The sequence below is a fragment of the Pseudomonas atagonensis genome (assembly GCF_011369485.1).
In the GTDB taxonomy this organism is placed as follows: Bacteria; Pseudomonadota; Gammaproteobacteria; order Pseudomonadales; family Pseudomonadaceae; genus Aquipseudomonas; species Aquipseudomonas atagonensis.
Genome location: NZ_VXCA01000013.1, coordinates 181,558 through 197,338, shown reverse-complemented (window position 1 = coordinate 197,338; position 15,781 = coordinate 181,558). Strand labels below are relative to the sequence as shown.

The 15,781-nt window shown below is 63.8% G+C and carries 5 protein-coding genes (1 of these 5 cut by a window edge); 3 read left to right on the top strand and 2 right to left on the bottom strand.

Translation table 11 applies throughout. From position 1 onward, the window contains the following. Positions 1-75: 75 nt before the first annotated feature. Entirely contained in the window at positions 76-1,083 is a 1,008-nt protein-coding gene (locus F2P67_RS10235; RefSeq protein WP_166219950.1) for a terpene synthase family protein, read from the bottom strand. A gap of 294 nt (positions 1,084-1,377) precedes the next feature. Here F2P67_RS10235 and F2P67_RS10230 point away from each other — a divergent pair, with 294 nt between their 5' ends. Further along, on the top strand, positions 1,378-2,550 hold the full coding sequence (locus F2P67_RS10230; RefSeq protein ID WP_166219948.1) for an MFS transporter: 1,173 nt from the start codon (positions 1,378-1,380) through the stop codon (positions 2,548-2,550). Between the two features lie 6 nt (positions 2,551-2,556). On the opposite strand, the gene F2P67_RS10225 is transcribed toward F2P67_RS10230, so the two are convergent. Further along, entirely contained in the window at positions 2,557-3,690 is a 1,134-nt protein-coding gene (locus F2P67_RS10225; protein WP_166219946.1) for a cupin-like domain-containing protein, read from the bottom strand. Between the two features lie 129 nt (positions 3,691-3,819). Here F2P67_RS10225 and F2P67_RS10220 point away from each other — a divergent pair, with 129 nt between their 5' ends. Both F2P67_RS10220 and F2P67_RS10215 read left to right on the top strand, forming a co-directional pair. Further along, positions 3,820-4,557, top strand: coding sequence for an alpha/beta fold hydrolase (locus F2P67_RS10220; RefSeq protein ID WP_166219944.1), 738 nt, complete (start codon positions 3,820-3,822; stop codon positions 4,555-4,557). A 178-nt stretch (positions 4,558-4,735) separates the two neighbouring features. Then, a protein-coding gene (locus tag F2P67_RS10215; RefSeq protein WP_166219942.1) for a non-ribosomal peptide synthetase crosses the window boundary here: on the top strand, positions 4,736-15,781 show its 5' portion. The gene runs 1,365 nt beyond the window's last position; 11,046 of the gene's 12,411 nt are visible here — the first part of the coding sequence; the start codon lies at positions 4,736-4,738; its stop codon lies beyond the right edge, outside the window.

Here is a 15,781-nt window from a genome sequence, read left to right as displayed (position 1 = left end):
CGCCCTCGGGTCAGAGTTCAGCGCAAATGCGAAGGGCCGGGCAATCGCGTCGAATCCCCGCAGGGTTGCGCGGGTTCAGACATGGTAGCGCGCACTGTGTTTATGCCATTCCAGATTGCCGCCAATCCATGTCCTCAATCCTGTGAGGTAGCGCCGCAATACCGGCGAGCGCGTGCCTTTCATCAGCGTTGCGTGCAGGTGCTCGTATTCTTCCATCACTGCGTCATGGATATCGGCCGCCAGGTCGATTGCCCCTTGAAGCGAACAGTTGTGCCTGGCTGCCAACAGGTAAGGCAGCTTGAAGTCGCCGGTTTCGTTCAGGTGCTCTTTGTAAGCGGAGTACAGATCGTTGACCAGAGTAGTCGCCAGCGAGGCCAGTGCGGTGATGTGGTGAAACTCTGGAAGGGAATACTTGTTGGCCGGGACTTCGTAGCCGCCGATCGGATCGATCAGTACCAGGCAAGGCCAGAAGCTGTTGACCTGCCGACTGGCCAGGTATTCAGCGACAGTGGGTTGGGTGCCATAAAGGCGCCAGGGACTTTCCGCCGCCATGGTGACGAACATGGCGGTTGTGATCTGGCGCACCCGGGCGACTTGCGAGGGCGTGCAGAACTGGGCGACCCGTTTCATATAAGCCAGCAACCCCCTGATCACCGGGTCGCGCATCTGCTGCCGTGCGAGTTCTTTGTCGAACGGTGCAGGCAAGTAGACCGGGTCGATCGCGGTGAGCGCGAAGGAGAGCCTTTCGGCCACTTTCTCAGGGCGACCGCCGAGGGATTGATCGTCGCAATAGTGATCGTCCACCGCAAACAACGCCGCGAAGCATTGCGCCGCGAGCAGCAATCGATCCGGATCGTCCGTATCGGCGTGACACAGCATTGCATAGCGACCGAAATCACTGGCGCGGATTTTTTCCTCCTTGCCGGCAAAGATCCCTATGTTCGGTATCCATGCCATCAGACGCTCGTTGATGTCCTGACCCAGCGCTTCATCGATGCGCGTGGGAGGAGGACAAAAAAGCGAGCGCACGACAAAGGGCGCAGTGGCGCTGCGTGGCGTCGGGGCGTTGGTGGCGTGATCCATGGTGTCATCCTTTTCTCTGGGAGGAGGGAGGGCCTCACCGATGCGGTTCCCGTGCGGAAATGGCAGGTTTATGTAAAACCTTTGACGGAATTTGCGCACCTGTCAGGTTTGACAGGTGCGCAGCTCAATGGACGAGCGGGCAGCGACCCGCCCGAAGCGGCAGGCAGGCAATTTGCGAAGCCAAAACGAATAACCTTTTGCTGTGCATGCCCTTCACATTCCACCAACAATTCCTCGCTTCCCCGGCCGTCAGGCTCTGTGGCAACTTGGCCGCCCCTGATGAGGCCGCAACCCATGGCAAACCCTTACCGCGAACTGTTCAACGCCCCCGGCGCCCGGGCTTTTGTGATTGCCGCGATGATCGCGCGCATGCCGATTTCCATGACCGGCATCGGCGTGATCACCATGCTTTCGCAATTGACCGGCGGCTACGCGTTGGCGGGCGGGGTGGCGGCGACGTTTGCGCTGGCCACGGCGTTTTGCGCGCCGCAGGTGTCGCGGCTGGTGGACCGTTTCGGCCAGGGGCGGGTGCTGCCGGTGGCAGCGCTGATCGGCGGGGGCGCGCTGCTGATGTTGCTGCTGTGCACCCGTTTGCAGGCGCCGACCTGGACGCTGTTTGTCTGCGCTGCACTGGCCGGTTGCATGCCGAGCATGTCGGCGATGGTGCGGGCGCGCTGGACGGAAATCTATCGCGGCCAGCCGCAGTTGCAGACCGCATATGCGCTGGAGTCGGTGCTTGACGAAGTCTGCTTTATCGTCGGCCCGCCGTTGTCGGTGGGGTTGTGCGTGGTGGCGTTTCCCGAAGCCGGGCCTTTGGCGGCGCTGGTGGCGCTGGCGATCGGCGTGACTGCATTCGTCGCCCTGCGAAGCACGGAGCCGCCGGTGCATCCCCACGAATCGCAGCATCAAGGCTCGATCATTCGCTCGACCGACGTGCAATGGCTGCTGGCGTTGATGCTCGCCATGGGTGTGATTGTCGGCGTGGTGGATGTGGTCAGCGTCGCGTTCGCCCAGCAGCAGGGCCAGCCTGCGGCGGCGAGCATCGTGTTGTCGGTGTACGCCATCGGTTCCTGTCTGGCCGGTATCGCGTTCGGGGCGATGCGCTCGAAGCTGCCGCTGCCGCGCCTGTTTCTCTACGGCGGTTTGGCGACAGCGGTGACCACTTTGCCGTTATTGCTGGCGAGCAATATTTTCGGGTTGGCCGTCGCGGTGTTCATCGCCGGGCTGTTCTTCTCGCCGACTCTGATTGTGGCGATGGCATTGATTGAGCGCATCGTACCGCCGGCCAAACTCACCGAAGGCCTGACCTGGCTGGTGACCGGTTTGAGCATCGGCGTGGCCATTGGCGCCGCCGGTTCCGGCGCACTGGTGGATGCGTTCGGCGCGCGGAGCGGCTTCTGGCTGGCGATTGCCGCCGGGGCGGTGGTGCTGGGCTCGGCGGTGCAGAGCTTTCGTCACCTCAAATAATGCCGGTTACCAGCCCCGGCCCGAGTTCACCCAGAAGTTGACCGACAGCGACGTCGAGACTGACTCCACCTGATGGAACCAGCCTTCAGGCAGGAACAGCAGATCACCGGCCTCCAGCGTCACGCGCAGGAACGTCACGTCGCGCGCGGCGGGGAAGCGCTCATAGTCCGGCGCATCCGGGTTGAAATCACAGCCATCCAGGCCCCCTTCCGGCGCGGTGGACCAGGTGCCCAGCGCATCTCGATGGTGGGGTGCGGCGAGGGTGAATTTCTTCTGGCCCCAGACCTGGGCGAACAGGTTGTCGGAGTCGTCGCGATGCAGCGGCGTCAGCGTGCCCTTGGGGCCGATCCAGATCCGTGGCGGGATGAACAGCGAGGCATCGAAGTAGGACGGGTATTTGATCTGCTGCATCAGCGCGGCCGGCAGGATGTTGTTGCCCATGTACGCCGGCGGCTCGCCATCCGCGCCCTTGACCGCCGGGCTGTCCAGCGAAGCGATGAAATCGGCCATCGAGGTGGAGCGGAAATCCCTCTCGGTGGAGAAGGTTTTCTTCACATAATCGCCGTGGCGGGTGATGCCTTGCAGTTCGGCGAAATGCACCAGCGATTCTTCGCGGCTGAGTTTGAACAGCGGCCAGTCGTGCAAGGCATTGCTGATGACCACCGGCGTGCCGAAGGGCAGGTAGCGCTCCTCGAATTCCTGGACTGACAACTCGCTGCGTGGCCGGCGGTCGACGACGGTCTGCAGCGGCCGTGCGGCGGTGATGGTTTCACTGCGGCGCGGCGGCGTCGGGTAGCGCTTGTTCATGTCGACCTTTTGCGCCGGCGCACCCCCGTGGCGGGCGTGGTCGATGATCTGCGGCAGCATTGTCGCCAGGCCCATGTTGCCGCCGATCTTCAGCCGACCGCTGGCGAACAGTTCTTCGACGTTGGCGGTGCCGCTCATGATCCCGGCGAAATCGTTCGGCGCCACCTCAATGGTCACGTCCGGGTTCGGGTGTCGACCGGCCTCGGTGCGGGTGCTGGCCTTGACCTCGGACCAGCACGCCAGCTGTGGACCCAGCACGAATTGGAAAACGCCTTCGATGCCGACGGCACCGGCATTGGCGAACAGCTTGCCCAGGATGGTCTGCAGGTCCACGGTGAGTCCTCGTTGTAGTTTTGGCCTGAACGGTTAACGAGGGTTTGTGGGGGAAATTTAGCCACCGCCGACTAATTTGCCCGGCCGTTGATCCGTACCCTCTTGAAGAGACATTTTTTCGAGGGAAGCGTGGTGACCAAGTTGACCCTGCTGTGCCTGCCGTACTCCGGCGCCAGTGCCATGGTCTACAGCCGCTGGCGGCCGAAGCTGCCGCAATGGCTGCAACTGCAACCGGTGGAACTGCCGGGGCGCGGCGCACGGTTCGACGAGCCGCTGCACACCGACATGCGCGTACTGGCGATGCAACTGGCCAGGGAATTGCGCCCGACGCTGAAGACCCCTTATGCGTTGTTCGGCCACAGCCTGGGTGCGCTGATGGCCTGCGAAATCGCCCACGCCTTACGCGCGCTGGGCTGCCCGGAGCCGGTGGCGTTGTTCGCTTCGGGAACGGCGGCGCCGACGATGCGCGCCGAATACGACCGTGGCTTCGCTGACCCAAAGACCGACGCTGAGCTGATCGACCAGCTGCGCACGCTCAACGGCACCAGCGAGGAAGTGCTGGCCAACGAAGAGTTGATGAGCCTGACCCTGCCGATTCTGCGTGCGGATTTCCTGCTCTGTGGCAAATTCCAGCCGTTGCAGCGCCCGCTGCTCAAATGCCCGGTGCATGTGCTCGGGGGCAAGGCCGACAAGGCCACCACCGAGCAATTGATCGGCTGGAGCAAGGAAACCTCGGGCAGTTTCTCGGTGGACATGCTGGCCGGCGGGCACTTCTTCATTCATGAGCACGAAGCCCGAGTGCTCAAGGTGATCAAGGATCAACTTGAGGTGCATCACCGTCGCCACGCGCTGGCCGTCAGCGCCTGAGTTTCAATCGGCGACAGCGGGCGTCCTGCCTGCTGTCGCTGCGCTTTCAGTTGGCGGCTTCATGCTCGCCACTGCCTTTCTGACACTTCTTCTCAATCGCTAATTTTTCCGGTCTGCATTCGTTTTATAGGGACGACGTGCCTTTGTGCTGCCTGCCTACTGATCCGGATGCCAAGAAATGAATGCAGAAGACTCCTTGAAACTCGCTCGCCGGTTTATCGGGTTGCCCCTGGAAAAGCGCCAGATGTTCCTGGCTGCCCTGGCGAAAGAAGGGGTGGATTTTTCCCGGTTCCCGATTCCCGCAGGCGTCGAGGCCGAGGATCGGCAGGCGCTGTCTTATGCCCAGCAACGTATGTGGTTTCTCTGGCATCTGGATCCGCAAAGCGGTGCCTACAACCTGCCGGCGGCGGTGCGCCTGACCGGTCGCCTGAACCAGACAGCGCTGGAGCAAGCCTTCGCCAGCCTGATCGAACGTCACGAAACCCTGCGCACGGTGTTCCAGCAGCAGCCCGACGACAGCCTGCTGCAAGTGCCGCTGCAACAACCGCTGGACATCCAGCGCATCGATCTCAGTGATTTGCCGGCCGCCGAACGTGAAGCTCGTGTCGCTGCGGCGGCCCAAGAGCAATCGCTGCTGCCGTTCGACCTGGCCAACGGCCCGCTGCTGCGGGTGCGCCTGTTGCAACTGGCCGAGCAGGAACATGTGCTGCTGTTGACGTTGCACCACATCGTCTCCGACGGCTGGTCGATGAACGTGCTGATCGACGAATTTTGCCGCTTCTATGACGCCCACGATCAGGGCCGCGCCGCCGAACTGCCGCCGCTGGCGGTGCAATACAGCGACTATGCCTTGTGGCAGCGCCGCTGGCTGGAGGCCGGCGAGCAGCAGCGTCAACTCGACTACTGGCTGGCGCAGATGGGCGACGAACACCCGGTGCTGGAATTGCCGGTGGATCACCCGCGCCCGGTGCTGCCGAGCAACCAGGGTCAGCGTCTGGAACGCGTGGTGGACGCCGCGCTGGTCGAGCAATTGCGTGGTCTCGCCCGTCAGCATGGGGTGACGTTGTTCATGCTGTTGCTCGGCACCTTCAATATTCTGCTGCACCGTTACACCGGCCAGTCCGACCTGCGCGTCGGCGTGCCGATCGCCAACCGTAATCGCCGGGAAATCGAAGGGCTGATCGGCTTCTTCGTCAACACTCAGGTGCTGCGCGTCGAACTGGACGGCCAGACCTCCATCGCCGATCTGCTGCGTGACCTCAAGGAAGCCGCCCTTGGCGCCCAGGCCCATCAGGATTTGCCATTCGAGCGTCTCGTCGAGGCGTTGAAGCTGGAGCGCAGCCTCAGCTACAACCCGCTGTTTCAGGTGATGTACAACCACCAGCCGGAAGTCGCCGACGTCACCACGCTCAAAGTCGGCAGCGGTCTGGAACTGGGTGTCATCGAGTGGGAAAGCCGCAGCACCCAGTTCGACCTGAGCCTGGACACCTACGAGAAGGGCGGGCAGCTGCACGCCGCGTTCACCTACGCCACGGATCTGTTCGAGCCTGAAACCATCGAACGCATGGCGCGTCACTGGACGAACTTGCTGCGCAGCATCGTCAGCGATCCGCAGCAGCGCGTCGGTGACATCGCGTTGTTGGAAACGACTGAGCTGGAACAACTGACTCACGACTGGGGCCGCCACGATACCCAGTGGCCGAGCGAGCGTCCGGTACATCAGCTGTTCGAAGCCCAGGCCGAACTGACGCCTGATGCCGTCGCGCTGATTTTCGACGGCCAGCGACTGACCTACGCCCAGCTCAACGCCCGGGCCAATCGCCTGGCGCGCACACTACTGGCGCAAGGCGTCGGCCCGGACGTGCTGGTGGGCGTGGCGGTGGATCGCGGACTGGAACTGATTGTTGCCATCCTCGCCGTGCTCAAGGCCGGTGGCGCTTATGTACCGCTGGATCCGCAATACCCGCGTGATCGCCTGCTGTGCATGATCGAAGACAGCGGCAGCCGCTTGCTGCTGACCCAAAGCCATTTGCTCGAGCGTTTGCCGGTGCCGCAAAACGTCCAGAGCCTGTGCCTGGATCAGGCCGAAGTCTGGGCGCATGCCGACGAAAGCAACCCGCAACGCGCAGTGTGGGCCGATAACCTCGCCTACGTGATGTTCACCTCCGGCTCCACCGGTCGCCCGAAAGGTGTGGGCATCAGCCACGGCGCCCTGAGCAAGCACGCATTCGCCTCGCAGCATTACTACGATCTGAGCGCCGCCGATTGCGCGCTGCAATTTGCGACCTTCAACTTCGATGCCTTCGGCGAGCAGCTGTTCGGCCCGCTGACCTGCGGCGCCTCGGTGGTGCTGCGCGGCAACGAAGTATGGGACAGCGAAACCCTGTACCGGAACATTGTTGAGCACGGCATTACGGTCATGGACCTGACCACCGCTTACTGGAACATGATCGCTAAGGAATTCGCCGCCGCCGGCCCGCGTGACTACGCGGCGCTGCGTCAGGTGCACAGTGGCGGTGAAGCGATGCCGCCGGAAGGTGTGCAGGCCTGGCGTCAGGCTGGGCTGGAACACGTCAAACTGCTCAACACCTACGGCCCGACCGAAGCCACTGTCACTGCGACCACCCTCGATTGCAGCGATTACGTGTTCGGTCGCCAGCCGTTGCCGCTGACCCTGCCGATCGGTCAACCGCTGCCGGGCCGTCACACCTATCTGCTGGATGCCGACGGCCAACCGACCCCGGTCGGCGTGGTCGGTGAACTGCTGATCGGTGGTGAATTGCTGGCACGCGGTTACTTCCAGCGTGCCGATCTGACTGCCGAACGCTTCATTCCCGATCCGTTTTCCAGCAGCGGGGCGCGTCTGTATCGCACCGGCGACCTGGCGCGTTACAACGCCCTCGGCCAGCTCGAATACGTTGGTCGCGTTGACCATCAAGTGAAGATCCGTGGTTTCCGTATCGAGCTGGGCGAGGTCGAAGCGCGACTGCTGGAACTGAACGACGTCAGCGAAACCGTGGTGCTGGCGGTGCAGGGCGGCAGCAGCCTGCAACTGGTGGCTTACGTGGTGCCGAAGCAGGCATCGGTGGTTGCAGCGAACGCCGATGAACAAGGCGCGGCGCGTGAGGCGATCAAGGCGCAGCTCAAGGACAGCCTTCCGGACTACATGGTGCCGACGCAGTTGTTGTTCCTCGCCGAACTGCCGCTGAGCCCGAACGGCAAACTGGACCGCAAGGCCTTGCCGGCGCCGGACGCCAGCCAGATGCAGCAGGCGTTCGTCGCGCCACGCAGCGAGCTGGAACAGAAGATCGCGGGCATCTGGCAGGACGTGCTCAAGCTCGAACAGGTCGGCCTCACCGACAACTTCTTCGAGCTGGGCGGCGACTCGATCATCTCGATTCAGGTGGTCAGCCGCTCGCGTCAGGCTGGCATTCATTTCAGCCCCCGCGACCTGTTCCAGCACCAGACCGTGCAAGGTCTGGCCGGCGTGGCGCAGCAGGGCAGCGCTGGCGTGAGCATCGATCAGGGGCCGGTGACCGGCGAACTGCCGTTGCTGCCGATCCAGCAAGTGTTCTTCGAAGAGCCGATTCCCCAGCGTCACCACTGGAACCAGGCAGTGCTGCTTCGCAGTCATCAAACCCTGAACGCCGAAGCGCTGTTGCAAGCGTTGAACGCGTTGATCGCGCATCACGACGGCCTGCGTTCGCGCTTCGTCGAAAGCGCCGAAGGCTGGCGTGCCGAAGTCGCGCCAATTGCGCAGGATCCGGAACTGTTGTGGACTGCCGACAAGCTGGCCGACAGCGAACTGCAAGCGCTGTACGCCAAGGCCCAGCAAAGCCTGAGCCTGCAAAACGGCCCGCTGTTGCGCGCGGTGCTGGCGACCGTCGCCGATGGCAGTCAGCGTCTGCTGCTGGCCGTGCATCACCTGGTGGTGGACGGTGTTTCTTGGCGGATTCTGCTGGAAGACCTGCAACTGGCTTATCAACAGGCTGCGCAAAAAAACGCAATCAAACTGCCGGCGAAAACCAGCGCCTACAAGGTCTGGGGCGAGCAGCTGCAAGCCTATGCCGCGACCGAAGCGCTGCAGGCCGAGCTGGGATTCTGGAAGCAACAACTCGACGGTGCGGCACTGGATCTGCCTTGCGATAACCCGCAGGGCAGCCTGCAAAGCCGTCACGCCTTGGTGCTGCACAGCCGCCTCGACAAAACCTTCACTCAGCAGTTGCTGCAACAGGCCCCGGCCGCTTATCGCACGCAGGTCAACGACCTGCTGCTGACCGCGCTGGCGCGGGTGATCAGCCGCTGGACCGGCCACGCCGACACCCTCATCCAGCTGGAAGGCCACGGCCGCGAAGACCTGTTCGACGACGTCGACCTGACCCGCACCGTTGGCTGGTTCACCAGCCTGTTTCCGGTGCGCCTGACCCCGGCGGATTCCGTCGCGGCGGCGATCAAGCAGATCAAGGAACAACTGCGGGCGATCCCGAACAAGGGCATCGGTTTCGGTGTGCTGCGCCATCTGGGCGACGCATCCACCCAGGCCAGCCTCAAGGCGCTGGCCATGCCACGCATCACCTTCAACTACCTCGGCCAGTTCGACGGCAGCTTCGATGCCGAGGACGGTGCACTGTTCAGCCCGGCCGGTGAAAACGCCGGGCCGGAGCAAAGCCTCGACGCGCCGCTGGACAACTGGCTGGGCGTCGAAGGTCAGGTCTACGACGGCGAACTCGACTTGCGCTGGACCTTCAGCCGCGAGCAATTCAACGAGGCGACCATCGCCCGTTTGGCTGAGGATTACGAGCGTGAACTCCAGGTGCTGATCAGCCATTGCTGCGACGCGGATTCGATGGGCGTGACGCCGTCGGACTTCCCGCTGGCGCACATCGATCAGGCGCAACTGGACGCGATCCCGGTGCCGGCCGCCAGCATCGAAGACATCTATCCGCTGTCGCCGATGCAGCAAGGCATGTTGTTCCACACCTTGTACGAGCAGGGCACCGGTACTTACATCAATCAGCTGTGTGTCGATGTTGACGGCCTCGATCCCGAGCGTTTCCGCGCGGCGTGGCAAGCGACCATGGACGCCCACGACATCCTGCGCAGCGGCTTTATCTGGCAGGGCGAATTGCAGGAACAACTGCAAATCATCCATCGCCAACTGCCGTTGCCGTACACGCTGCTCGACTGGCGCGAGCGCAGCGACATCGCCCAGGCCCTCGAGGATTTCACCGCCGCCGATCTGGCCGAAGGGTTCGACCTGACCCAGGCCGGGCTGCTGCGTGTGACCCTGATCCGCATCAGTGACCAGCGTCATCACTTGATCTTCACCAACCACCACATCCTGATGGACGGCTGGAGCAGCGCGCAGATGCTCGGCGAAGTCCTGCAGCGTTATGCCGGCCAGCAACCACCGCGTCCGGTCAGCCGTTACTCGGATTACATCCAGTGGCTGCAACGTCAAGACGCGGCGGTCAGTGAAGCGTTCTGGCTGCAACAACTGGCGGATTTCCACGAACCGACCGTGCTGGCGCAAGCCGCTGCCGGCGGTGGAGAGGTGCGCAGCGAAATCGGTCATCTGCTCAAGCATTACGACCTCAATGCGTCGCGCACCCGTCGTTTAAATGCGTTTGCCCGTGAGCAGAAAGTCACCGTCAACACCCTGGTGCAAGCCGCGTGGCTGTTGCTGTTGCAACGCTACACCGGCAGCGCCTGCGTGGCATTCGGCACCACCGTGGCCGGGCGTCCGGCGGAACTGGTGGGCATCGAGCAGCAAGTCGGTCTGTTCATCAACACCTTGCCGGTGATCGCCGGCAGTCGTCCGGACCAGACCGTGGCCGCGTGGCTGGCGGCGGTGCAGGCGCAGAACCTGTCGCTGCGCGAGTTCGAACACACGCCGCTGGCGAGCATTCAGCGCTGGGCCGGGCAGGGCGGCGAGTCGCTGTTCGATACGCTGCTGGTGTTCGAGAACTTCCCGATTTCCGAAGCGCTGCAACACGGCACTGCCCAGGGCGTGGTGTTCGGCGAAGTTGCCAACCAGGATCAGACCCACTATCCGCTGACCCTCGGCGTGACGCTGGGCGAAACCCTGGCGCTGCACATGAGCTTCGACCAGGCGCATTTCAGCGTCGCCACGGTCGAGCGCCTGAGCGCGCAGTTGCTGCACCTGCTGGAGCAGTTCGCCGAATCCGCCGAACGTCGTCTCGGTGAAATCGCCTTGGCCACGGCTGACGAACATGCGCGGCAACAGGCGCAGAACCATCCGCAGGCGTATCCGACCGATATCGCCGTGCACCAGCGCTATGCCCGCTTGGCCGCGCAGCAACCGGATCGCACCGCGGTCATCTTCGATGGCAAGCATTACAGCTACGGCGAACTGGATGCCCGGGCCAACCGTCTGGCCCATGAACTGGTGGCCCGTGGCGTGCGCGCCGAAGTGCGGGTCGGCGTGGCGATGCCGCGCGGCGAAGGACTGATCGTTGCCTTGCTGGCGGTGCTCAAGGCCGGTGGCGCCTATGTGCCGCTGGACACCAGCTACCCGCGCGAGCGTCTGGCGTACCTGATGCAGGATTCCGGTCTGGCGCTGCTGCTGACCGATTCCCGTGTGTCGGCACAACTGCCGATCGACGACGCCATGAGCGTGCTGGAGCTGGATCGCCTCGACCTCAGCGGCCATTCGGCGCAGGCGCCGGCGGTGACGATCGATCCGGACAATCTGGCCTACGTGATTTACACCTCCGGCTCCACCGGTAATCCGAAAGGCGTCAGCGTCACCCACGGGCCGCTGGCGATGCACTGCCTGGCCATCGGTGAGCGCTATGAAATGCGCGACAGCGATTGCGAATTCCATTTCATGTCGTTCGCCTTCGACGGCGCCCATGAACGCTGGCTGACCAGCTTGACCCACGGCGGCTCGCTGCTGATCCGCGACGACAGCCTGTGGACGCCGGAGCAGACCTACAACGCCATGATCGAGCACGGCGTGACCGTGGTCGCTTTCCCGCCGGTGTATCTGCAACAACTGGCCGAACACGCCGAGCGCGTGGGCAATCCGCCGCCGGTACGCATCTACTGCTTCGGCGGTGATGCGGTGCCGAATGCGAGTTTCGAACGGGTCAAGCGTGCGCTGAATCCGGAATACATCATCAACGGCTACGGCCCGACCGAAACCGTGGTCACGCCGCTGATCTGGAAGGCCGGTCGCGATGTGCCGTGCGGCGCCGCCTATGCGCCGATCGGCAGCCGCATCGGCGACCGCAGCGCCTACGTGCTCGACGCCGATCTGAACCTGCTGCCGCAAGGCATGGCCGGCGAGCTGTACCTCGGCGGCAGCGGCGTGGCCCGTGGTTACCTGAATCGTCCGGCGATGACCGCCGAGCGCTTTGTCGCGGACCCGTTCAGCGCAACCGGTGGCGTGCTGTACCGCACCGGCGACCTGGTGCGCCAGCGTGCCGACGGCACCTTCGATTATTTGGAGCGCATCGACAACCAGGTGAAGATCCGTGGTTTCCGTATCGAACTGGGCGAGATCGAAGCCAGCCTGCAAGCCCTCGACGGCGTGCGCGAAGCGGTGGTCGTGGCGCAGGAAAGCGCTGGCAGCAAACGGCTGGTGGCGTACGTGGTCGGCGACTCGCAACAGACGGATTTCGCCGAGCAACTGCGGGCGCAACTCAAGGCCAGCTTGCCGGCGCACATGGTCCCGGCTTACGTGCTGACCCTTGAGCGCATGCCGCTGACGCCGAACGGCAAGCTTGATCGCAAGAGCCTGCCGAAGCCCGACGTCAGCCAATTGCAGCAAGCCTACGTGGCGCCGCAAAGCGCACTGGAGCAGCAACTGGCAACGATCTGGCAGGACGTGCTGAAGCTGGAACGCGTCGGCCTGACCGACAACTTCTTCGAGCTGGGCGGCGATTCGATCATCTCGATTCAGGTGGTCAGCCGCGCCCGTCAGGCCGGGTTGCGCTTCACCCCGAAAGACCTGTTCCAGCACCAGACCATTCAGGCGCTGGCCAATGTGGTGCAGACCGGCGAGCCGGTGCAGCAGATCGATCAGCGCCCGGTGACCGGTGAAACCGCGCTGCTGCCGATTCATCAGTGGTTCTTCGCCCAGCCGATTCCCGACCGTCATCACTGGAACCAGTCGGTGATGCTCAAGACGGCTCAGCCGTTGGACGCTGTTGTGCTTGAGCAAGCACTGGATGCGCTGGTCGTGCATCACGACAGCCTGCGCCTGGACTTTGCCGAGCAAGCGCAGGGCTGGACGGCGCAGTACCGCGACGTCGAAACCCAGGCCGGCGAAACCGTGCTGTGGCAAGTCGAGGTTGCTGATCTGGCGGCTCTCGAAGTGCTGGGCAATCAGGCCCAGCGCAGCCTGCAACTGAGCGGCGGTTCGCTGATCCGCGCGGTGCTGGCGAACCTGGCGGATGGCAGCCAGCGCCTGCTGCTGGTGGTCCATCATCTGGTGGTGGATGGCGTGTCGTGGCGGATTCTGTTCGAAGACCTGCAAAGCGCTTACCGGCAGATCCAGTCGGGGGCGGCGGTGCAGCTGCCGGCCAAGACCAGTGCCGTGAAAGCCTGGACCGAAGCGTTGCAGGACTACGCCGGCAGTGCACCGCTGCAAGCCGAACTGGGCTTCTGGCAGCAACAACTGCAAGGCGCATCCAACGCGTTGCCGTGCGACAACCCGCAGGGCGGTCAGCAACATTGCCAGGCGCTGGCGATCCGCACGCCGCTGGACAAGACTCTGACCCGTCAACTGCTGCAAGAGGCCCCGGCGGCCTATCGCACCCAGGTCAACGACCTGCTGCTGACCGCCCTGGCGCGGGTGATGGTGCGCTGGACCGGCGACGACAATGTGCTGGTGCAACTGGAAGGGCACGGTCGTGAAGACCTGTTCGACCACGTCGACCTGACCCGCACCGTGGGCTGGTTCACCAGCCTGTTCCCGGCAAAACTGACCCCGACCGCCGACCTCGGCGCCTCGCTGAAACAGATCAAGGAGCAGCTGCGGGCGATCCCGAACAAAGGCATCGGTTTTGGTGCCCTCGCGCATCTGGGCGACGACCATGCCCGGGCCACCCTGCAAGCGCTGCCGACGCCGCGCCTGACCTTCAACTATCTGGGCCAGTTCGACGGCAGTTTCGAGGCCGGTGATGCAGCGCTGTTCGTGCCGACCAGCGAATCCGGCGGCGAAGAAGTCAACATGCAAGGCCCGCTGGGCAGTCCGCTGGCCCTCGACGGCAAGGTGTTCAACGGTGAGCTGGACCTGAGCTGGACCTTCAGCCGCGAGATGTTCGAACCGGCGACCATCCAGCGTCTGGCCGACGATTACCTGCAAGAGCTGACCGCGCTGATCGCCCATTGCTGCGACAGCGCCAACCGTGGCGTGACCCCGTCGGACTTCCCGCTGGCGAGCCTGACCCAGGCCCAGCTCGACGTGCTGGCGCCACAGCCGCAGACCATCGACGACATCTACCCGCTGTCGCCGATGCAGCAGGGCATGCTGTTCCACACCTTGCTCGAACACGGCAACGGCGACTACATCAACCAGATGCGTCTGGACGTCGATGGCGTCGACCCGCAGCGTTTCCGATCGGCGTGGCAAGCGGTGGTGGATGCCCACGACATCCTGCGCACCGGTTTCGTCTGGCAGGGCGATCTGGAGCAGCCGGTGCAAGTGGTGCAGCGCCAGCTCGAAGTGCCGTTCCGCGTACTCGACTGGAATGGACAGACCGATCTTGATGCCGCGCTGAAAAAACTTGCCGATGAAGAACGTGCCCAAGGCCTCGACCTGACCCGCGCACCGTTGCTGCGTCTGGTGCTGGTGCGCATCGCTGAAAACCGTCATCACCTGATCTACACCAACCATCACATCCTGATGGACGGCTGGAGCAGCGCGCAGTTGCTCGGCGAAGTGTTGCAGCATTACAGCGGCGAAGCGGTGCCGCGTCCGACCGGGCGTTACCGTGATTACATCGCCTGGCTGCAGCGTCAGGACGCCGCGACCGCTGAAGCCTACTGGCTGGCGGCGCTGGGCAATCTGCAAGAGCCGACGCGTCTGGCCGATGCCATCGCGCGGCCGAATGCTGGTTTGCCAAGCGTTGGTTATGGCGATCATTTCCAGATGCTCGATGCCGGCCTGACTCAGCGTCTGGGCGAGTTTGCCCGGGCCTCGAAAGTCACCGTCAACACCCTGGTGCAAGCCGCGTGGCTGCTGCTGTTGCAGCGCTACACCGGCAAGGATTGCGTGGCGTTCGGCGCCACCGTCGCCGGGCGTCCGGCGGATCTGCCGGGGGCCGAGCAGCAGGTCGGTCTGTTCATCAACACCTTGCCGGTGATCGCCGCGCCGCAAGCGCAGCAGAGCCTGGCCAGCTGGCTGCAAGGCGTGCAGGCGCAGAACCTGGCGCTGCGCGAGTTCGAACACACGCCGCTGGCGCAGATCCAGCGCTGGGCCGGGCAGGGCGGTGACGCGCTGTTCGACAGCTTGATGGTGTTCGAGAACTACCCGATCGCCGAGGCATTGGAGCAAGGCGCGCCACAAGGCCTGCGATTCGGTCCGGTGGAGAACCACGAACAGACCAACTATCCGCTGACCCTGCTGGTGCATCTGGGCGCCGAACTGTCGGTGCACTTCAGCTATCAGCGCGACCGTTTTGCCGACGTCGGCGTGGCGCAACTGGGCGCGCATTTGCAGCGTTTGCTTGAGCAGATGACCGAGGCGGGCGAGCGTTCGCTCAGCGAGTTGCGTCTGATCGAGACGGCGCCGGTTTCCAGCGATTTCGTCACCGAACTGTGCATCCACCAGCGCATTGCCCGTCAGGTCGCCGCGAGCCCGGATGCGCTGGCCGTGACCTTCGCCGACACGCAACTGACCTACGCCGAACTGGACGCCCGGGCCAACCGTCTGGCGCACAAGTTGATCGAACTCGGCGTCGGCCCGGAAGTGCGGGTGGGCGTGGCGTTGCCGCGTTCCGAGCAGTTGCTGATTGCACTGCTGGCGGTGCTCAAGGCCGGTGGCGCCTACGTGCCGCTGGACCCGGATTACCCGGCCGATCGCGTGGCCTACATGCTCGAAGACAGCCGTGCGCGAGTGTTGCTGACTGAGCAGGAACTGGCTGTCACGTTGACCGTGCCGTCCAAGGCTCAAGTGTTGTTGCTGGATCAGGTCGCGTTGGGCGGCTATCCGGCTCAGGCCCCGCAAACCGCCGTGACCCCGGACAACCTCGCC